The sequence below is a fragment of the Myroides sp. A21 genome, assembly GCF_000807225.1.
Lineage (GTDB): Bacteria > Bacteroidota > Bacteroidia > Flavobacteriales > Flavobacteriaceae > Flavobacterium > Flavobacterium odoratimimum.
The window spans coordinates 2,569,282-2,591,788 of sequence record NZ_CP010327.1; the positions used below are offsets into that span (position 1 = coordinate 2,569,282).

The window sequence follows — 22,507 nt, forward strand, 5'->3', positions numbered from 1 at the left end:
GGGCAACTTTCTAAAGTATAGTTAAGTTTAAAATATCAATATAGTTAAAAATATTAGTTACGTTAAAGTAACAACCGATTTAAGGTGGTTATTGCAGCGGGGCTCACCTCTATCCATTTCGAACAGAGAAGTTAAGCCCGCTAGCGCAGATGGTACTGCTAACCAGTGGGAGAGTATGTCGCCGCCTTTCTTTATAGAATCCCCAATCTCGTATGAGGTTGGGGATTTTTTGTTTATATGTATTTTATAATTGTGCTAATCCTTTAGATTTTCGAAGGGATCATCTGTATATATTTACTATTTGTTAATTTTAGTGTAGTGTTAGTTGTTAATATGTTCATAAAGATTAAATAATCTAGGAAAAGGGTGAAGACACTGTATTTTCTAGTGAAGAGTAATAAATGTGACATTTTATGCATTATATTTGCATTTAGAAAAATTGTAATAATTGCTACCAAAAGAAAATCGTATGAATAATGCGCTGAAAAGACAGTTAAAGCGTGATACACCTAGGGGTATCATATTTGTAATAGACTTGTTGATTGTCTTGTTTACCTATTTTATATCTAACCTTTTGTTAACTAATTTTTTTGGTAATTTCTCTATCGAATTAATGTTAAAGAGAATACCTGTATTATTAGTTTGTTATATTGTTAGTTTTTTGATATTTAAACCTTTTAAAGGTGTTATCAGACAGACAAGCATAAAGGATATCGAGACTATTTTTATTTCTTGCTTGTTTTCAGGAGCAGTCATGATGATTGTGAGTTTGCTACAAAGAAATGAGTTCTTAGGGAATAGTTTAGAGCCTTATTTAAGATATTCGTATTCATTTGTATTACTGCATTTATTCTTTACTTCAGCGATGCTTATTTTAGCTCGTTTGTTTTATAGTCAATTTTATCGTAGTTATGTATTAGATGTTAGAAATCATAAACGCGTGATTATCTATGGTGCTGGAGATTCTGGTATTATTACTGTTGGTGCACTGCAAGGAGATACAAAAGTTAGAACACATATAGTAGCTTTTGTGGATGACAATAATAGTAAATCTGGAAATAGACTAGGAGGTTACAGAATTTATAATCCTTCTATTCTTGATGAGACTTATGTTACTAGTAATCGTATAGATGAAATTATTATCTCAATTCAAAATATCACTAGAGAAAGATTAAATGATATATCAGAGGTATTAGAGAAACTTCCTGTAAAGATTAAAATAATTCCACCAGCAACAGATTGGTTAGATGGTTCATATACAAATAAGCAAATTAAAGAGTTAAAGATTGATGATTTACTTGGACGTAAAGCAATACAATTAGATAACCCTATTATTGGTAAAGAGATTGATGATAAAGTAGTATTGATTACTGGAGCAGCTGGGTCTATAGGTAGTGAAATAGCTAGACAAGTAGCTCGATTTAATTTTAAGAAACTTATATTAGTAGATCATGCTGAATCTCCTTTATATGATGTGCAACAGACTATGGTTTCTAATAAATGTAATGACATTATCTATGTTGTTGGGAATATTAGGGATACAAAGAAGATGGAATCTTTATTTGAACTTTATAGACCTAATTTAGTATATCACGCAGCGGCTTATAAGCATGTTCCTCTAATGGAATCATTCCCTTATGAAGCTATTCATACCAATGTAAAGGGGACTAAAGTGATTGCAGACTTATCAGTTCAATTTGGAGTATCAAAGTTTGTAATGGTTTCTACAGATAAAGCTGTTAATCCTACTAACGTTATGGGGGCAACTAAACGTGCAGCTGAACTATATGTATCTACATTAAAAGATAATGGTGTTACAAGCTTTATAGTTACTCGTTTTGGAAATGTTCTTGGTTCTAATGGATCTGTGATTCCATTGTTTAAGCGTCAAATAGATGCTGGAGGACCATTAACTGTAACACATCAAGATATTACACGTTTCTTTATGACGATTCCTGAAGCTTGTCAATTAGTATTAGAAGCTTCAATTATGGGGAATGGAGGAGAAATCTTTGTATTCGATATGGGGAAATCTATGAAGATATTTGACTTGGCTAAACGTATGATACGACTGAGTGGTTATAGTTATCCTGAAGATATTGATATTAAGATTACTGGTCTAAGACCAGGAGAGAAGATCTTCGAAGAGTTACTCGCTAATGATGAGAATACGGTGAAGACACATCATGAAAAGATAATGATTGCAAAAGTACGTAATCAAGATTTAGATGTGGTAAAAGCGAATCTAGAGATGATGTGTAACTATGTGTGTGAGAATGAGGGACAGGATGATGTAGAGTACTTAGTGAAACAATTAAAGATAATCGTTCCAGAATTTAAATCTCAGAATTCAAGATTTGAATGCTTAGATGAAGAAATAGAAAAATGTTCAGTTAGCTAACTGAACATTTTTTTTGTGTTATATGCTAAATCTGTAATCTCAGTAGGAAAATCATTTAATTCTAATATTTTGATTGCATTAGTTGTTTGTGGTTGACCTAGCTTTAATTTGTAGTCAAAATGTAACTCATTGTTGACAATACTTTCTTGTAAGTATTGACATTGATAACCTTCTTTCTCTAGTAGTTCAATGAGCTCTAGATCATGTGTGGATACAATAACTATATCTTTCTCTTTATTTAGATATTTAAGTATAGCATACGCAGCGGAGATTCTTTCTTTTGTATTAGTTCCTTTTAGTATTTCGTCTAATACATATAATTGTGGATCTGTAGTATTTGATTGTATTATAAAACGCTTTATTTGTTTTACTTCTTGTAGGTAATAACTAGTGTCATTATGTAAGTCATCTGTTATTCGGATAGAACTATTGATTTGGTAAAAATTAGCTTTATAAGATGTAGCGAATACATATCCTATTGTTTGAGCTAATATTGTATTTAAGGTCAATGCTCTTATGAATGTAGTTTTACCTGCCATATTAGAACCTGTTAGTAGCAGGCTTTTATTTTCTAAATGTATTGTATTACTTACACAATTTTCGATTAATGGATGGATTAGGTTTTCTATTTGTATTTCTTTGCTATTGTGGAATACAGGTTGACATAGTCGATTATTTGTTTGTAGAGAAGCTATTGAGATTGCTGTATCTATCTTTGCAATTGTTTCAAAAGAAGTTTTTAGCTCTTCTTTAGCATGTTGTGCTCTTAAAAGAAAAGATTCGAAGGTTATAACTTCGATATTAAGCATTATTTTTAGTAGTTCTATAGGGAACATTACTAATGTAGTTATCTCATCTTTAATAGCGCTGTCTGATGTGAAAAAATAGGTTAGTGTATTTAATTTGCGCAGTGTAGGTATAGCTTTTTTTGTTTCGGTAAAATTATATGCTGTAGATAACTTTTGCATCTTTAGTAACTGACTAGTTGAATTAAGAATATGTTTAAAGTTTTGTGTAGCACTTAGCTGATCATATTGCGCATATTTATTTTTATAATGTAAGACCAAGTTGACACTAAATACCGGAAGTAATACTAGTATCCAGATTAAACTATGTAAACTTAATAGTAAAGAACTAATTGTAATGATATTCAATACATAAGCTAGTTTTAGTTTGAACCGGTTTATTGTGATGTTATGGGTGAATAGAGTGTGATAGTAGTATATACTTCTATTCGTTAAGGTACTTAGTAGCATTTGTACTTTTAATCTTTCATCACTGTCAGTTCTGAAGAAATTAATTGTTTGATCAAGGTCTCTTACTTCTTCTGGTGACTTAATCGTGTGCAGTTTGTGATATAAGTATTGTTGTCCTATTAAGGAGTGTGTTCTGTCTAGATAAGTAAACGTATCGTCTAAATCAAGATCTTGATTAATAGTTTTGCTAATTGTTTGATACGATGTATTATGACCTAATGCGTGATGGTATGATGCTATTTTGTCAAAATTAAAATCAGTTAATCCTTTTGGATGTCCCCAGCTTTCTTTTAATTTTTGAAGTTGAGCATTCCTTTTGTTTCTATTTCTTTTTTTATCAAAAAGAATATATAGTATCAGTAATATAAATGCACCTAGAATCCAGTTCATAATTTTGGTTTAGTTAAGTAAATATAAACCAATTCTAGTAATGTGTATAAGAGAGGATTCTTCTTATAGGAAAATATAAAAAAAAAGAGACTACTAACAGCAGTCTCTTTATATGAATTGGATAAGAATATTACAAGCTAAATTTAGCTTTGATATCTTCTACTCTGTCTAATTTTTCCCAAGTGAATAATTCTACTTCTACTTCTTTAGTTTCTCCACCAGGTCTAGTGAATACTTTTTTTACTACTTGAGGTTTGCGTCCCATATGTCCATAAGCAGCAGTCTCGCTATAGATAGGGTTTCTTAGTTTAAGACTAGTTTCAATGAAGTATGGTCTTAGGTCAAATAACTCACTAACTTTTTTAGCGATTTCACCATCAGTTAGATTAACATTGCTTGTTCCGTAAGTATTGATGTATAAACCTGTTGGTTTAGCAACTCCAATAGCATAAGAAACTTGAACTAATACTTCATCAGCAACACCTGCCGCCACTAGGTTCTTAGCGATATGTCTAGTTGCGTAAGCTGCACTACGGTCTACTTTACTAGGGTCTTTACCAGAGAAAGCACCTCCACCGTGAGCACCTTTACCACCATAAGTATCTACGATAATCTTACGACCTGTCAATCCTGTATCTCCATGAGGACCTCCAATAACGAATACACCTGTTGGATTGATTAAGTACTCTATTTCTTCATTATTCTCAAATAAATATTTGTATTGAGGATATTTATTTAAAAGACGAGTAATTAAGATCTCTTTGATGTCTTTCTCTATTCGTGCTTGCATTGCTTTCTCAGCAACTTCTTTAGCTTGAGCAGAGTTATCCGTTGGTTGAACGAAATCATCATGTTGAGTAGAAAGTACGATAGTAACAATTCTGATAGGAGTATTGTTATCATCATATTCTAATGTAATTTGACTTTTCGCATCTGGTCTTAAATAAGTAACTTCCGTATTTTCTCTACGGATAGCTGCTAATTCTTGTAACAATTTATGAGAAAGGTCTAATGCTAGAGGCATATAGTCTTCAGTCTCTTTAGTTGCATAACCAAACATCATCCCTTGGTCACCAGCTCCTTGTTCTTCTGGACTCTTTCTGTCTACTCCTTGGTTGATGTCAGCAGACTGTTCATGGATAGCAGATAAGATACCACATGAGTTAGCGTCAAACATATATTCACTCTTAGTGTAACCAATACGTTTGATTACTTCTCTCGCGATTTGTTGTACGTCTAAGTATGTTTTAGATTTAACTTCACCAGCTAAAACTACTTGTCCTGTTGTTACTAAAGTTTCACAAGCCACTTTAGAATCTTGATCGAACGCTAAAAAGTTATCGATTAAAGCATCAGAGATTTGATCAGCAATTTTATCTGGATGTCCTTCACTAACTGATTCAGATGTAAAGTAATAAGCCATAATAATTATTTTTTAAGATTTTAAAAATAGAGGAAATGGCTAAAGGGGAAGTATCAATTTCTGCTTTAGCATTTTTTACCGAGGTTGCAATCAGTACAAATTTTTCCTCCTGTTATTTATGATGCAAATGTATTAACTATTTTGGTAATCAAACAAATATTTTTGTAATTTATATTTATGTTAACGATTGATGGTGTTTGTAAATAGATGAAATTTAAATGCTTATCGATAAGAACTGATTTGAAGACCTACTAATTTTATATCTCTGTATGGTTCATCTCTTTTTAACTCTTTTACATTGAAGAGTAAGATAAAGGTTAAGATATTAATTGTTAATTATTGTTTATGAATTATAGTATTAATAAAAATTACTTCAAAAAATAATAATACATTATATTTTATTGATTGTTTTGTATTTTTGCTATCAGTTTACAACTTAAATAAACAACAATCGAATGAGACTACACAACATAGAAGACCAAAAATTAGTTACACCAAAATTAGCTTTAGATTTCTTAGTGGAAGGAAATAAGCGTTTTGTAGAAAACTTAAAAGCACATAGTAATCTGTTAGAACAAGTAAACTCTACTAAAGAAGGACAGTTTCCATTCGCTATTATATTGAGTTGTATTGACAGCCGTACATCTGCTGAGTTAATCTTTGACCAAGGATTAGGTGATATCTTTAGTGCTCGTATTGCTGGTAATGTATTGAATGAAGATATTATTGGTTCTATGGAATTTGCATGTAAATTAGCAGGTAGTAAACTTATCATGGTTTTAGGACATTCACATTGTGGAGCTATTACTGGAGCTTGTAAAGGTGCAAAATTAGGGCATTTAACTAATTTATTAGCTAAAGTAGAACCTTCAATAGAGTATGTAAAAGAGAATAATAAAAACCTTGATATAGAATCGAAAGAAGCAGTTGATTTAGTTGCTTATCACAACGTAGATCATACTATTGACCATATCTTAAGTAAAAGTACTGTTCTGAGTGAAATGTATCAAGCAGGTGAGATAGGAATCGTAGGGGCTTTTTATAAAGTAGAAACAGGTGAAGTGAACATTGTAAAAGAAATGTTTGTAGAGAAAAAATAAGACTATGGCACATAGTGATTTTTATAAGAAAATTCTAGAACGCAATAAGCAATGGGTAGAGGAGAGACTAACTGTAAATCCTAATTACTTCAAAAGACTTAGCGAAAAACAAACACCTCCTGTATTATGGATAGGGTGTTCTGATAGTAGAGTACCAGCTAACGAAATTATAGGAGCAGAACCAGGTGATGTTTTTGTACATCGTAATATTGCGAATATGGTAATACACTCTGACATGAATATGTTGAGTGTTCTAGATTACGCTGTTAATATTCTGAAGATTAAAGATATCATTGTTTGTGGTCACTATGGATGTGGTGGGGTACTAGCTGCAATGAAGAATGAGTCTTATGGTCTGATCGATAACTGGATTAGACATATCAAGACTGTCTATAGATTACACAATGTAGAGTTAGATCAGATAGATGATGAAGTAAAACGATTTAATCGTTTTGTAGAGCTAAATGTACAAGAGCAAGTGTATGATTTAGCAAAAACATCAATCGTACAAGAAGCTTGGTCTCGCAATCAAGAACTTGGAATACACGGATGGGTATACGGTCTTAACTCTGGTTATGTAACAGATTTAAATGTAAACTTGATGAGTAATCAAGATCTAGACGAAGTATACCAACTTCGATTTAGAAAGATATAGTTTATGTTCGTTACTGCTCTGTATTTTCATTAAATGAAGAGGGAAGTAATGATGGGATAAACTTTAATAAAATAGGTAATAATATACCTCCTCCAGGTAAAATAAAGATAGCAAGAGAAGGGATGGTTTTAATAACTTCTATAGTTTGTTTTTTGACCATCTTTTTTTCTTCTTTATTTAAATCTCTATGTGTAGAATCCACTAATAACTTCATTAGTTGGGTGTTCTTCTGTAATTCATTTACTAGCCTAGTTTTGTTTCGCGTTAGTAATAGCTCGATATAGCTTGTAGAGTTTTTGATTACATTATCAAATAAGTTGCTTGATTTGTAATAATGGTAATCATATTTATTTTTAACCAATACTATCGAAAAGTAAAATATACTCTCTTCTATCATCGTCTGTGAATAAGGAATAGACAAGAATGGCTCTTCCTCGAAGTTAGGTAGTATAATTTCTTGTACATCGTTTTTCCATGAGTTACATACGATGTAGTCTATCATAAAGTTTGCCTCGAAGCTACTGATAGGAGTATTCGGTTTTATAGAATCAATAGCTGCGCTGTTATTAGTTTTGTCTAAAAAGTCTATTAGTTGTAGGTCTTTTTTGCTTAACTCCTCTTTATTTCTTTTAACAGATAATGTTATTTCTTTTAATTGTTCTACCGTGTGTTGTATAAAGATTGTCGGATCTGTTTTTTCATTGATATAAGCCTCGAATGCTAGTATATCAATGAATAATAGAATCATATTTAGTACAAAATCATTGTTTTTTGATTGAGAAAAGAAATGTTCTTTACATCTGATAGAAAAGATATTTTCTAGTTTGTTATAAGGGTTTTTTTCTTCAAAGAATGAAGAGAATATATTGCTCTTATGAGGAATGAATACTTCGTAAAACTCTATGAGCTTATCGATGAAACTCTGTTGATTATCCCCATTGTTATATATATAATAAATCTTTTCTAAAAGCTGTAAGTAGCAGATCTTAGAAAGTTCTTCTTGTGTGTATTTAAAGTTTTTATAAATACTTGGTAATTCATCAATATCAATTATTCCATAACTGAATCCTATTCTTCTAATCTGTGTTGAAATCTCATGACAGCTCTGAGTAGAGAAGATTTGATAGTCTAGGTGCTCTGTAAAGTACTTTTTGATCCAGCCGCTAGTAGATGGGTTCATAGCTTGTATTGATTTAAAAAGAATAAAAGTGGTGATGGTTAGATCACCACTTTTTTATAATATTACCATTTTACTTGTTTTTCTATCGCTTTAATCATCTCTGAAGCAATATCTTTATTTGTAGCACCTTCTATTCCTTCTAATCCAGGAGAAGAGTTTACTTCTAGTAGAAGAGGGCCTTTAGCAGAGCGAATAATATCTACTCCAGCTACTTTTAGGTTCATAGCTTTAGCAGCTTTGATTGCTATCTTCTTCTCTTCTGGTGTTACTTTGATTACAGATGCTGTACCACCTAAGTGAATATTAGCTCTAAACTCACCAGGTAGGGCTTCGCGTTGTATAGCTGCTACAACTTTTCCGTCTACCACGAAGCAACGTATATCCTTACCATTCGCCTCTTTAATAAACTCTTGAACTAAGATGTTTGCATTAAGACTTTTGAATGCATTGATCACACTTTCTGCTGCTTTTTTCGTTTCTGCTAGTACTACACCTTTACCTTGTGTTCCTTCTAATAATTTGACAATAAGAGGACTTCCTCCCACCATCTTTATTAAATCATTAGTGTCTAAAGGCGAGTTAGCAAAACCAGTAGTAGGAATGTCTACACCGTTATTTAATAATAACTGAAGAGAAAACAGTTTGTCTCTTGATTGTGCTATCGCTGCAGCACTATTTAAACTATATACTTTAAGAGATTCGAAATGTCTAGTTAACGCACATCCATAATAGGTCATACTTGGTCGTATACGAGGTATCACTGCGTCAAAATCATTTAGAACTCGCCCACCTCGATAGTGTATCTCTGGTTGGTTAGCATCTAGTTTCATATAACAGTATTTCAGATTTAAGAAGTGCATTTCGTGACCTCTTAATTCTCCTGCTTCTATAATTCTTTTATTGCTGTATAGTTCTGGGTTACTAGCTAATAATCCTATACGCAGACCTTTCTTCTCTATTTTTGGTTTAGTATAGTATTCTTCTAGTTTTTCTGTTGTTGGTTGACCTAGTAAGAAGTGTTTTTCAGGATCTACTAACACACGTCCTCCCATAGCCTCTCTTCCTAGTAGCATTCTATATCCCATAGAATCTCTATTAGTCAAAGTCAGTTCTATCACCCAGTTTGTATCCGCAATGGATATTTCTGTTTGGATTACGTATCTAGATTCTCTAGAGCCACTAGAGCTCTTCACGATTCTTTTATCTATTACCTTAGATTCACAGTGGATAACAGTTTTTCCATTGTTTTGCAGAGGATTGACATCAAATTTGACCCACTTTTCTCCCTCTTTTTCAAAAGGAACAATGTTTATAGCATGTAACGCAGATGTCTTAGCACCCGAGTCAACACGCGCTTTAATAGCAGGGATATTTAAAGTAGAAAAAGAACACCATTCTTCACTACCAACAATAACTTTGTCTAACATATATTAATAATAATCTAATGCGAATGTAGTGTATTAAAGATAATGCTTTTACACGAGATAGAAAAAAAAGTAAAATTTAATGATTTTACAACATATTGATGCCACTTTAGAGAGAATACGTGATAAATAAACTTGTTAAGTGTTTGATTGTTTATGTTTTATAATAAAATATGGATCGTAGTTAGAGCAGTAAGGTGCTAAGAGTGGAAGAAAATAATCCAATCAAAAGGTAAAAGAGTAGGTATGATGCAGTGTAATAGCTTGGATTTAAGAAGATAAAATATAAGGGCTTAGCTTGCACTTTCTTGAGGTTTGCTAGGGGTATCCTTGGGGTTTACTAGGCAAAAAGCGGGTTTTGTCGAAGGAATGTCCTAGAATACTCCTAGAAACCCTAAAGCAACTTAGAACAAAATAAAGAAAAGTAGAGTCTAGAAGGGAAGGGAAATAGGCGAAGTAAGGGAATAAAAAAAGAGAATATCCTTTAAGGATATCCTCTTTTTATTGACTTCTTCTTGAGAGAAGAATGTTTATTATTTTGCTATAATTGCTATTTCTAATGCATCTTTAGCTTCGTTAAGTTTCATCTCGATACTGTCACCTAACGTTATTTTTGAATTTACAATCTCCTCTGCTAGAGGATCTTCGATATACTTCTGAATCGCTCTTTTAAGAGGTCTTGCTCCATATTGTTTATCAAAACCTTTTTCGGCAATAAAGTCTTTTGCGTCTGGACTTAATGTTAATTCATAACCAAGGTCAGTAATTCTTCTAAACAATTTCTGAAGCTCTATGTCTATGATTAAGTCTATATGATTTCTTTCTAAAGCGTTAAATACAATGATATCATCTATTCTATTTAAAAACTCAGGTGCAAAGGCTTTTTTCAGCGCATTTTCTATCACAGATTTAGAATGTTGATCCGTTTGTTCCTGTCTAGCAGTGGTGCCAAAACCTACTCCTTGTCCAAAATCTTTTAACTGACGTGCTCCGATATTAGAAGTCATGATGATAATCGTGTTTCTAAAATCAACTTTTCGTCCTAAACTATCTGTTAGATGTCCATCGTCAAGTACTTGTAGAAGCATATTAAATACATCTGGATGTGCTTTTTCGATTTCATCAAAAAGAATCACGCTATAAGGTTTTCTTCTGATTTTCTCTGTTAACTGACCACCTTCTTCATAACCAACATATCCTGGAGGCGCTCCTACTAATCTAGAGATAGCGAACTTCTCCATGTATTCACTCATGTCGATACGGATAAGAGCATCTTCAGAGTCAAACATTTCTTTAGCGATTACTTTAGCTAATTGTGTCTTACCAACTCCTGTCTGTCCTAAGAAAATAAAGGAACCAATAGGTCTATTAGGGTCTTTTAATCCAGCTCTATTTCTTTGGATTGCTTTCGCTATTTTACTAACGGCTTCGTCTTGACCAATAACCTTACCTTTGATTAACTGAGGAAGATTAGCAAGTTTAGTGATTTCTTTTTCTGCAATTCTATTTACAGGAATGCCTGTCATCATTGAAACAACGTCAGCAACATTCTCTTCAGTAACCACTATTCTGTTTTCTTTTACTTCTTGTTCCCAGTTTTCTTGAGCTACAGCTAAGTCTTTTTCTAGTTGTTTTTCATCATCTCTTAAACGAGCAGCCTCTTCATACTTCTGTTTTTGTACCATTTCATTCTTTTGCTCCTTAGTATGTTCTAGTTTTTGTTCTAGTTCAAGGATATTATCTGGTACATTGATATTAGTGATATGAACACGAGAACCTACTTCATCCATAGCATCGATAGCTTTGTCTGGTAAGAAACGATCACTCATATATCTGTTCGTTAGCTTAACACATGCTTCGATAGCTTCATCAGTATAAGTAACATTATGGTGGCTTTCGTACTTGTCTTTAATATTGTTTAAGATCGTAATTGTTTCGTCTACAGTAGTAGGTTCTACGATTACTTTTTGGAAACGACGTTCTAAAGCTCCATCTTTCTCGATATGCTGTCTAAACTCATCTAATGTTGTAGCACCGATACATTGGATTTCACCTCGAGCTAATGCAGGTTTGAACATATTAGATGCGTCTAGTGAACCCGTAGCTCCACCAGCTCCTACGATAGTATGTATCTCATCAATAAATAAGATAATATCATCATTCTTCTCTAGTTCATTCATTACAGCCTTCATTCTCTCTTCAAACTGTCCTCTGTATTTAGTACCCGCTACAAGACTAGCTAAGTCAAGAGTTACGACTCTCTTGTTATATAAGATACGAGATACTTTTTTCTGAACAATGCGCAGAGCTAATCCTTCCGCTATAGCAGATTTACCTACACCAGGTTCACCGATTAGTAGAGGGTTGTTCTTCTTGCGTCTACTTAGAATTTGAGATACGCGTTCTATTTCTTTTTCACGCCCAACTACAGGATCTAGCTTGCCATTCTCAGCCATTTCGGTTAAATCTCTACCAAAATTATCTAATACTGGAGTTTTACTTCTCTTAGATGTTTTAGCTGTAACATTGTCATTACTGTCAGTACTTTTACTGTCATCTTGGCTTGCATCGTCAAAAGTTTGTGCTTTTGGACTTTCGAATAAATCATCAGAAGAGTCTTTTTGAGCCTCACTAGTATTTAAATACGCTTGTTTCACAGCTTCATAATCCACCTTCATCTTATTTAAGATTTGTGTAGTAGGATCATCGCTATTTTTTAGAATACAAAGCAACAAGTGAACAGTGTTTATCTCTGTACTTTTGAATAGTTTTACTTCTAAGTATGTAAGTCTTAATGCGCGCTCAGCCTGTTTTGTGAGGTGCAATTGTAGTTTGTTACTCAGCAGTTCTTTATTATGAGAAGCAGGGTTTAATGTTTCTATTTTGTGACGTAGAAAATCAACATCTATGTCCAGGTTATTTAAAATATTAGACGCTTCACCTTGTTCCACTTTTAATAGTCCTAGTAATAGATGTTCAGTACCGATAGAGTCATGACTAAGCCTAATAGCTTCGTCTTTGCTATATGAAATCACATCTTTTACTTCTTGTGAGAAATTATCATCCATTTTTCAATTCAAATTAGGTGAATATTCATTTTAATCTTTAAAGATACAAAAAGTGTACCTATAATATAAAGCTGACAATAGCTAATTGACAAAAAAAAACTTTAATAAAAAAGGAAGAATGTGTTTTTTTTAGAAAAAATCAATTTGTTAGATAATCAAATGAAATACTTGTATAAAAACGTGGAGAAAACCTATAAAAACTGTATATTAGCGCGTTTAATAATTTGACAATTTTTAATTTTATATACTTATGTCTGAAGGAGAAAAGTTAATTCCTATTAACATAGAAGAGCAAATGAAATCTGCTTATATCGACTATTCGATGTCAGTTATTGTTTCTAGAGCGCTTCCTGATGTTAGAGATGGCTTAAAACCTGTTCATCGAAGAGTATTATTTGGAATGTATGAATTAGGCATCATGTCTAATAGAGCACATAAAAAGTCTGCGAGAATTGTAGGAGAGGTTTTAGGTAAATATCACCCACATGGAGATAGTTCAGTGTACGACGCTATGGTACGTATGGCACAGGATTGGAGTATGCGTTATCTACTAGTGGACGGACAAGGTAACTTTGGATCTGTAGATGGAGATAGTCCTGCAGCGATGCGTTACACAGAGGCAAGAATGAAAAAGATATCTGAAGAGATTCTTGCTGATATTGACAAAGAGACTGTAGATTTTCAATTAAACTTCGATGATACTTTAGAAGAACCTAAAGTAATGCCGACTAGAATCCCTACGTTATTAGTGAATGGGGCATCGGGTATCGCAGTAGGTATGGCAACGAATATGGCACCTCATAACTTATCAGAGGTTATAGATGGTACATTAGCTTATATCGATAATAACGATATTGAAATCGATGAATTAATCAATTATATTAAAGCTCCTGATTTCCCTACTGGTGGTATTATCTATGGATATGAAGGAGTTCGTGAAGCTTTTAAAACTGGTCGTGGACGTGTAGTAATGCGTGCTAAAGCTAATTTTGAAGAAGTAGATGGTAGGGAGTCTATCGTAGTGACTGAGATTCCTTTCCAAGTTAATAAAGCAGAAATGATTAAGAAAACTGCTGAAGCTATTAACGAGAAAAAGATCGAAGGTATCGCTACTATTCGAGATGAATCTGATAGAAAAGGAATGCGTATTGTATACGTATTAAAGCGTGACGCAGTTCCAAATATTGTTTTAAATACACTTTATAAATATACTCAATTGCAGTCTTCTTTTAGTGTGAATAATATCGCATTAGTAAACGGAAGACCTCAATTATTAGATTTAAAAGAGTTAATCTCTCATTTCGTTGATCACCGTTTGGATGTGGTGACTCGTAGAACTCAGTTTGAGTTAAGAAAAGCAGAAGAAAGAGCGCATATTTTAGAAGGATTAATTATTGCATCTGATAATATCGATGAAGTAATTGCTCTTATTCGTTCTTCTAGTAATGCTGATGAGGCTAGAGCTAAATTAATAGAGCGCTTTAACTTATCAGAGATTCAAGCTCGTGCAATTGTAGAAATGCGTTTACGTCAGTTAACTGGACTAGAGCAGGATAAACTACGTGCTGAGTATGAAGAGATCATGAAGTTAATTAATCATTTAAGAGAGTTATTAGCTAGCGTAGAGCTAAGAATGAACTTGATTAAAGAGGAATTAACTGAGATAAAAGAAAAATATGGTGATGAGCGTCGTTCTGTTATAGAATATGCAGGAGGAGATGTTAGTATCACTGATTTAATTGCTGATGAGCAAGTGGTGATTACTATTTCTCATGCAGGATATATTAAACGTACTCCACTGACTGAGTACAAAACTCAGAATAGAGGAGGAGTAGGACAGAAGTCTGCTGGTACAAGAGACCAAGATTTCTTAGAGCATATGTATGTGGCTACTAATCACCAGTACATGTTGTTCTTCACTCAAAAAGGTAAGTGTTTCTGGATGAGAGTTTATGAAATTCCAGAAGGAACTAAGACAAGTAAAGGACGTGCTATTCAGAACTTAATCAATATTGAGAATGATGATAAAGTGAAAGCGTTTATCTGTACTCAAGATCTTAAAGATGAAGAGTACATCAATGAGCACTTCGTTATCATGGCTACAAAACAAGGTCAGGTGAAGAAAACTCCATTAGAGCAATATTCTAGACCTCGTCAAAATGGTATTAATGCGATTACGATTAAAGAGGATGACGAATTACTAGAAGCAAAATTAACTGACGGTAAGAGTAAGGTGTTATTAGCACTTCGTTCTGGTAAGTTAGTTCGTTTTGATGAAGAGAAAACTCGTCCTATGGGTAGAACTGCTTCAGGAGTTAGAGGTATTACATTAGCAGATGACAAAGATGAAGTAATCGGTATGGTGTCTGTAAGTGATTTAAATAGTGAGATTCTTGTAGTATCAGAGAATGGTTATGGTAAGCGTTCTTCTTTAGATGAATACCGTGAGACTAACCGTGGAGGTAAAGGAGTTAAGACAATGAACATTACTGATAAGACAGGGTTGTTAGTGTCTATTAATTCTGTTACTGATGCAGATGACTTAATGATTATTAACAAATCAGGTTTAACTATTCGTATGAAGGTTTCTGATCTTCGCGTAATGGGACGTGCAACTCAAGGAGTTCGTTTAATTAATATTAAAGGAAACGACTCTATCGCAGCTGTATGTAAAGTTATGGCAGAGGATGATGAAGATATCTTAGAAGGAGATGTTGATACAATCATTGATATTGATGATCAAGGGAGTGATAATTTAGAATAAAACACATACCAATATATTATGAATAAAAGATATGTTTACTTATTGTCAGCTTTAATGTTATCAGGGTTGACAATGGCTCAAAAGAAAGAGCTTAAAGACGCTGAGAAAGCTGTAAAAAAAGGAAATGTAACTGAAGCAACTGCTGCGTTAAAAGCAGTTGAGGCAGTATTAGGAAATGCTTCTAACGCTGAGAAAGCACAATATTATGCTCTACAAGGTACATTAGCATATTCTCAAATTCAAAAAGATGTAGATGTAGATAATAACGTTGATGCTATTATTGCTTCTTACAAAAAATTGAATGAGTTTGAAACAAATAAAGGAAGTAAAATCGTTAAACAGGCTGATGAAGAGATAGCAAGTGTTGCAACTAAAGTTGTAGGACAAGCTATTGAAGATAATGGTTCTGCTAATTATAAGGGAGCGACTAGACGTTTTACTCAAGCTTATCAGTTAAGCCCTAAAGATACAGTGTATTTATACTATGCTGCTTCTACGGCTATTAACTCTAAAGATTATGCTACTGCTGTAGAGAACTATAAGCAATTAGTTGATCTAGGATATAATGGAAGTGAGTCTTACTATACAGCTATAGAGAAAGCTTCTGGTCAAGTACAAAGTTTTGGAAAAGACTCTAAAATGCGTGACTTGATGGTAAAACAAGGTACTCATACTGACCCTAAGTTTGTAAAAGAGGATTCTAAAAGACCAGAAATTCTTAAGAACTTAGTGTTAATCTATAGCCAAGAAGGTAAAACAGAAGAGGCTGAGAAAGCTATCGTAGCAGCTAGAGAAGCTAACCCAGATGATATCAACTTATTATTAACTCATATGGATCTTTATTTAAAGTCTAATAATATGGGTAAATATGAGGAGTTAGCAAAACAAGCTTTAGCTAAAAACCCTAATGACGATGTATTATTATACAACTTAGGAGTTACTAGTTTTGATGCTGGACGTTTTGAAGATGCCCGTAAATATTATGAAGAAGCTATCCGTATCAACCCTAAGTCTGAGAATGCTTATTTAAACATGGCTTTCCTTAAGTTACAACCAGACCAAGAGTTGACTAATAAAATGAATAGCTTAGGTATGTCTGCTGCTGATAATAAGAAATATGAGCAGTACCAAAAAGAAAAACATGCTATTTATAAAGATGCGATGAATGACTTAGAGAAAGTTATTTCTATCAATCCTGGTAATGAAGCAGCTATTAGTACTTTAAAAAATATTTATCGTGCATTAGAAATGACAGATAAATTAAAAGCATTAGAAGCTAAAACAAACAAATAATAATAGGATTCTATTATAATATAAAAAGGTGGATTTATTAAATCCACCTTTTGTTTTTTAGAGCATTTCAGTTTACTATTAAACAAAAAAAGAGAAACATTAGTTTCTCTTTTTTTGTACTTATATATTTCTAATTTGGGTTAGTTTATCTTCCCAGATTTTTAAATCATCTCTTTGTTTTTCGATGCTCTTTTTAACTTCTTTTACAAAAGGATTGTCATCAGTAGCATTGTGAATATAAGCTAGGTTGTTTTCTAATTGAATGATAGAAGAGTTTATTTCTTCTATTTTTCTTTGAATAAATAGAGCTTCATTCTGTAGCTTTCGCTTGTCATTTGTCTCTAATATAGATTCTAATCTATTATTAAATTTAACAGCTTCAGTTTCTCTTTTACTCAAACTTAGTTTATCAAATAGTACATCTAGAATCTTGTTGAACTTACCTTCTATAAAACGTTTATTAGCAGGTACAGCACCAATAGATTTCCAGTTATTGATATGATTCTTAATCTCTCCTAGATCTGTCTTGTGATCACCAGATAGTTGGAATCCTTTTAATAAATCTAAGTATTCTTTCTTTCTATTATAAGCATCTAATTCTACAGCTGATTCTTTATTTTTAATAGCATGGTATCTATCAAAGTAAGAGTTACAAGCTTCTTTAAAATCAGCCCATAGTTGATCAGAGTATTTGCGAGGTACATGGCCTATTAGTTTCCAGTCATCCTGTATCTTTTTCATTATAGGAGTAACCTTTGCAAAATCTTCACTGTCCTTTAATTCTTGAGCTCTTTTTATCAATGCTAGTTTTTTAGCATAGTTGTCTTGTTGCTCTTTTTTAAGCTCTTTGTAATAAGCATTTTTATTGCTATTAAAGTTTCTTGTAGCTAGTTTAAATAGATCCCAAACTTGCTCATTATTATCTAATGGTACTTTACCTATAGAGAAGAAACGCTGTCTTAGCTCTTCTACTTTAGCTATTTCTTTCTGCCATTGGTTATGGTTGGTTATCTTTTGCTTAGAAAGAATGTCTATTTCGCTTATTATAGCCACTTTTAAGGCAAGATTTTCTCTTTCGACACTTCTCAGTTGTTCGAATAATATTTCTCGCTTATCGTGCAGTTGTTTAGTGATTTCGCTGAACTGATCCCAGATTTGTTCTCTTATCTCTCGATCTACAGGACCGATCTCTTCTTTCCAGATTCTGTGTAGCGTCTGTAACTCTCTAAATGACTTAATAATGTCGTCATTCTCTAATAGCTCTTCTGCTCTTGCGATTAGCTTTTGTTTCTGTTCTAAGTTATATTTAAAGTCAAGATCTCTTGATTCTCTATCTAGGTGTAACTGATCGTAGAATCTCTCTACATGGAAGTGGTAGTTATTCCATACGTGATTGTATTTGTCCTTTGGGATAGGTCCCGCAGTCTTCCATTCTTCTCTAAGTTCTCCTAATTGTTTTAATGCATCACCGTTATGCTCGTTTTCTATTAATTGTTTTAATTTTTCTATAATAGATAAACGTTTTTCTAGATTTACATTAAGATTATTCTGAAGTTGTTTAAAGTATGCATTTTTAGCTACTCTATACTCATCATAGTATTTGTCAAAATCAGTTTTAATAGGAAGGATGTATTGAAAATCTGACTCATTCGCATCAGGATTCTCATCAAAGAAAGCTTCTTTCTTCTCATCCACAAGATCATTATACTTAGTATAGAATTCTTTTTTGATGTCTTCTACGTGATCTTTAATAGCTGTTACTTTGTAATTCTTGATTAGCTTATGAAGTTCCTTAGTTAGCTTCTCTAAGTCTAGTTTTTCATAGTTAACAGTAGGGATATTGCTTTCTTCATAAGAAGCTAAATCTTCACCTTCTTCAGCATTTGAAGCTGTAATAGAATCAAGAGCTTTTTCTTTATCAGTTGGGACAACCGCATTTGAATTTGATTCCGGTTTTTGTCCATCTGCTAGCTCATGCAGGTTATCATTCTTTTGTTCTAACATGTTTGAAAAAGTATTTATTTAAACAATATGTAGTAAAGCACAATAAATAAACGTGCTCTCTCAAATTTAGGAAAAAATATTGAATAAATCGCATTTTTCTTTTGCTAGAACTATTTATATCAATTATTTAGTATTAATCTCCACTGAATGGCTTATTCCAAATCTTATATGCTTTTTCTGCTTGAAGTACTAGCATTTCATAGCCGTTCTTTACTTTTGCACCATACACTTTTGCTTCTTTCATTAAGGTCGTTTCTTGAGGATTATAGATAAGATCGTATACTATATGTCTCTTCGATAGCAAGTGTACAGGGACTTCAGGCATCTGATCAATATTAGGAAAAGTCCCAACAGGTGTTGTATTGATTATAATGGTATAATGATTCATTACTTCTGCAGTTAGTTCGCTATAAGTTAGGTTATACTCTTCTTTTGTTCTGCTTACGAAAGTGTATTTTATACCTAATTTTTTAAGAGCATATTCTATTGCCTTGCTAGCTCCTCCAGTACCAAGTATTAAGGCGCGCTTATGATGGAATTTAAGCATTGGTTTTAGAGAATGGTAAAATCCATACCAATCCGTATTATAACCTTTTAATTGGCCTTTTTTATTAATTTGAATCGTGTTAACTGCTCCTATAGCTATAGCTTTTTTAGAAAGTGAGTCTAGATATGGGATAATAGATTGTTTATAAGGGATAGTTACATTTAACCCTTTAATATCCTTGTGGTCTTCTAGTATTTTAGAAAACTCATTTATGTTTTGTAAATCAAAGTTTACATAGATACTTTTTCTATCTTTTAATTTCTCAAACTTTTCTGCAAAGTAGGTACGTGAGAAAGAATAATCTATGTTTTTACCTATTAATCCGTAGCGTTTAGTCATATTGAGTTCTTATAAAAAAAGCTATTCAGAAGAATAGCTTTATTGTTTATTGTGATTTTTGATAATACTTTGTACTATAGGATTCTCCCATTGATTAGGGAAGTATGTCTCTATAATTGTTCTCTTTTCAAAGTTCTTGTTTAGACCATTAGTTAGACATTCTGTACCTTTATCTATATCATGTAGGGTAAAGTGTATAACAGCTAGTCTATAATCTATCTCAGCATCATTAGGATGGAAGTTAGCTATTTGTAAAAGCTTCTGTATAGCAGTGTCAAAATCTCCTAGAAGATATAATACATCTGCCCAACCAGTCCAATGCTCTACAATATCAGTTCCAAGCTCTGCAGCTACCTTATAACCTCGTTCAGCTTCTTCAAAGTTAAACAATGTTTTATTTAGAATAGCATGTCTTATCCAGTATTTTTCATTGAATTCATCAATTTGTAATGCTTTTTGTAGATAGAATAATGCTTTTTCGTAATTAGTTTCTATGATACATAAATCAGTCAATGCTATCCAACCTTTGTCTAGCATAGGATCTTCATGTACCGCTCTTTTGTAATACTGATAAGCTTGCGGGAAGTTATTAAGACTCTCATGACAACTACCTATACGCATAAGTACATAAGAATTAGGATCGTCTAATTCTAGTGTAGTCATGTAGTTTTCAATAGCTTCTTTATACTTATTTAGCTTTTCTTGCGTTTTTCCCTTTTCGATATAAGCTCCGATAAACTCTTCATCTATCAAGGTAGCATAATCAAAAGCCCACTCTGCCTTCTCATAATTCTTAACAGTGAAGTATTGTCTTCCTAATTGGTGCCAAGCAATCTCACTATATGGATTCTTATCAATAAATTTAGTTAAGTACGATATAGCTTCCTCATTCTCACTAAGGAAGTCAAAACAGTATATAACATTATATAAAGCAGACTGATCCTCTTCATCATGTTCTAGACATAGGATAAAGTTATCTTTTGCTTGATCTATTTTATCTAATAATAGATATTCCATTCCTAATAAAGAGTAGACATCTGCTAGATCCTCTGTCAGAGTCAATGCTTTTTGTAGAGATACAATAGCCTCTTCATGTCTTCCTTTTTTAGAGTATACAGTAGCGCGTTGAATGAAAACTTCTTCATTCTCCGGATCGATACTCTCTATTTCGTTTAATAAGCGGTCAGCAGCTTCTAATTTGTTTTGGAATACTAATAATTCTACTTCTACCAGTTTTAACCCAATAGAGTTAGGATGTTGTTCTAGTCCCAGTTTTAGTGCTTTTTTCGCTAGGTTTAGCTTTCCAGAATCGAGATAGTGTAGAATGATATTCTCAAACTCTTCTGAATCAAAAAACAAAACCTTATTGGTCTTTAACATAGACTCAAAACGAGATAGAGATAATTTGTATTCTTCTTCTTCGTTATCTAAATGCATATTTGTATTTAAGTTGATTATTTAGGATACTATAATCCTAATTCTTTTTGTACTTCATTTAGCGCTTCAATGATGATAGCACATCCTTCTTTTATTTCTGTTTCTGATACTGTAAGGGGAGGAGTGATTCTTATCGCTTTTCCTTCAAATAGTAACCAGAATAATATTAATCCTTTGTCTTGACACTTCATGATCACTCTATTGGTGATATCAGCACTAGGTGTCATAGGAGCGATCATTAAACCACGACCTCTGATTTCTTCAATAAGAGGGTGAACTAATAGCTCTCTAAACAACTTTTCTTTTTCTAGTGTCTGAGCCATAAGGTCAGTTTCTACTAATTCTCTTAAAGTAGCTAAACTCGCTGCTGCGATAACAGGGTGCCCACCAAAAGTAGTGATATGACCAAATCTAGGGTTGTCATATAACAGATTCATGTGTTCGTCACTAGCAGTGAATGCACCTACAGGCATCCCACTAGCCATACCTTTTCCCATAACGATTACGTCAGGAACTACATCATAGTTTTGGAACCCAAACAGTTTACCTGTTCTACCGAAACCAGGTTGGATTTCATCTACGATCATTAACGCACCTACTTCAGTACATCTTTCACGTACTTTAGTTAAGAATCCGTCAAAAGGCTCTACAAATCCAGCACCTCCTTGTATAGTCTCTAAGATGATACCAGCTGTTTTAGTTGTTATCTTTTGTAAGTCTTCTACGCAGTTAAAGTGAATGAAGTCTACATCTGGAAGTAATGGTCTAAAAGCACGCTTTCTTTCCTCAAACCCCATAACACTCATAGAGCCCATAGTATTACCATGATAAGCGTTAAAGCAAGATATCAGTTGACTTCTTCCTGTTACTCTTTTTGCTAATTTTAAAGCACCTTCAGTAGCTTCCGTACCTGAGTTTACTAAATAGGTCTTATTTAGTGGAGCAGGGATATTCTCTGCTAGCAGTTTACAGAATTCTACAGATGGGTCTTGGATATATTCACCATATACCATTACATGCGAATACTTATCTAATTGATCCTTAATCGCGTTATTTACTCTTTCGTGTTGATGTCCTAATGTACATGCAGATACACCTGCTACGAAGTCTAAATACGCTTTGTTATTCTTGTCATATATATAAGATCCTTTAGCATGAGAAATCTCCATTGCTAGAGGATTAGGTGAAGTCTGTGCTTGGTATTTATAAAAATCTTCTTTCATTAC

Annotated in this window: 14 protein-coding genes and 1 rRNA gene; 6 read left to right on the plus strand and 9 right to left on the minus strand. The window is 33.1% G+C overall.

What is annotated here, in order from left to right; all coding sequences use genetic code 11:
• The first annotated feature begins 80 nt into the window (after positions 1-80).
• Together rrf and MYRA21_RS11605 are read left to right on the plus strand one after the other, a co-directional pair.
• Positions 81-190 (plus strand): 5S ribosomal RNA (gene rrf, locus MYRA21_RS11600).
• 279 nt (positions 191-469) lie between these two features.
• On the plus strand, positions 470-2,401 hold the full coding sequence (locus MYRA21_RS11605) for a nucleoside-diphosphate sugar epimerase/dehydratase (protein WP_006260845.1): 1,932 nt from the start codon (positions 470-472) through the stop codon (positions 2,399-2,401).
• Here the strand turns inward: MYRA21_RS11605 and MYRA21_RS11610 are convergent.
• A complete protein-coding gene (locus MYRA21_RS11610) occupies positions 2,398-4,047 on the minus strand; it encodes a hypothetical protein (protein WP_039329087.1) in 1,650 nt (549 codons plus the stop codon). The genes MYRA21_RS11605 and MYRA21_RS11610 overlap by 4 nt on opposite strands.
• A 130-nt stretch (positions 4,048-4,177) precedes the next feature.
• Positions 4,178-5,470, minus strand: coding sequence for a methionine adenosyltransferase (metK, locus tag MYRA21_RS11615; RefSeq protein WP_039329089.1), 1,293 nt, complete (start codon positions 5,468-5,470; stop codon positions 4,178-4,180).
• Between the two features lie 455 nt (positions 5,471-5,925).
• Here metK and MYRA21_RS11620 point away from each other — a divergent pair, with 455 nt between their 5' ends.
• A complete protein-coding gene (locus MYRA21_RS11620; protein ID WP_006259454.1) occupies positions 5,926-6,570 on the plus strand; it encodes a carbonic anhydrase family protein in 645 nt (214 codons plus the stop codon).
• A gap of 4 nt (positions 6,571-6,574) precedes the next feature.
• A complete protein-coding gene (locus MYRA21_RS11625; RefSeq protein ID WP_006259453.1) occupies positions 6,575-7,225 on the plus strand; it encodes a carbonic anhydrase in 651 nt (216 codons plus the stop codon).
• 10 nt (positions 7,226-7,235) lie between these two features.
• On the opposite strand, the gene MYRA21_RS11630 is transcribed toward MYRA21_RS11625, so the two are convergent.
• From MYRA21_RS11630 to MYRA21_RS11640, 3 genes are all read right to left on the minus strand, one after another.
• The gene (locus MYRA21_RS11630) at positions 7,236-8,405 is read right to left on the minus strand and encodes an LETM1-related biofilm-associated protein (RefSeq protein ID WP_039329093.1); all 1,170 of its coding nucleotides are present in this window, start codon (positions 8,403-8,405) and stop codon (positions 7,236-7,238) included.
• Between the two features lie 62 nt (positions 8,406-8,467).
• A complete protein-coding gene (gene rimK, locus MYRA21_RS11635; protein ID WP_039329094.1) occupies positions 8,468-9,832 on the minus strand; it encodes a 30S ribosomal protein S6--L-glutamate ligase in 1,365 nt (454 codons plus the stop codon).
• 530 nt (positions 9,833-10,362) lie between these two features.
• Entirely contained in the window at positions 10,363-12,897 is a 2,535-nt protein-coding gene (locus MYRA21_RS11640; RefSeq protein WP_006260846.1) for an ATP-dependent Clp protease ATP-binding subunit, read from the minus strand.
• 250 nt (positions 12,898-13,147) lie between these two features.
• Between MYRA21_RS11640 and gyrA the strand changes: the two genes are divergently transcribed.
• Positions 13,148-15,661, plus strand: coding sequence for a DNA gyrase subunit A (gene gyrA, locus MYRA21_RS11645; RefSeq protein WP_006259449.1), 2,514 nt, complete (start codon positions 13,148-13,150; stop codon positions 15,659-15,661).
• Between the two features lie 18 nt (positions 15,662-15,679).
• Positions 15,680-16,954, plus strand: a complete 1,275-nt coding sequence (locus MYRA21_RS11650) for a tetratricopeptide repeat protein (RefSeq protein ID WP_006259448.1) — start codon at positions 15,680-15,682, stop codon at positions 16,952-16,954.
• A 120-nt stretch (positions 16,955-17,074) separates the two neighbouring features.
• Here MYRA21_RS11650 and MYRA21_RS11655 read toward each other — a convergent pair whose 3' ends face one another.
• From MYRA21_RS11655 to MYRA21_RS11670, 4 genes are all read right to left on the minus strand, one after another.
• The gene (locus tag MYRA21_RS11655; RefSeq protein ID WP_006263173.1) at positions 17,075-18,958 is read right to left on the minus strand and encodes a DUF349 domain-containing protein; all 1,884 of its coding nucleotides are present in this window, start codon (positions 18,956-18,958) and stop codon (positions 17,075-17,077) included.
• A 133-nt stretch (positions 18,959-19,091) separates the two neighbouring features.
• Positions 19,092-19,844: a shikimate dehydrogenase gene (locus MYRA21_RS11660; RefSeq protein WP_006263174.1), complete on the minus strand. Its 753-nt coding sequence runs from the start codon at positions 19,842-19,844 to the stop codon at positions 19,092-19,094.
• Positions 19,845-19,883: 39 nt separating this feature from the next.
• Positions 19,884-21,281 carry a tetratricopeptide repeat protein gene (locus MYRA21_RS11665; RefSeq protein WP_006259445.1) on the minus strand — a complete coding sequence of 466 codons (1,398 nt, stop codon included), beginning with the start codon at positions 21,279-21,281 and terminating at the stop codon, positions 19,884-19,886.
• 29 nt (positions 21,282-21,310) lie between these two features.
• Complete coding sequence (locus tag MYRA21_RS11670; protein WP_006259444.1) at positions 21,311-22,504, minus strand: aspartate aminotransferase family protein; 1,194 nt, start codon at positions 22,502-22,504, stop codon at positions 21,311-21,313.
• Between the last annotated feature and the right edge of the window lie 3 nt (positions 22,505-22,507).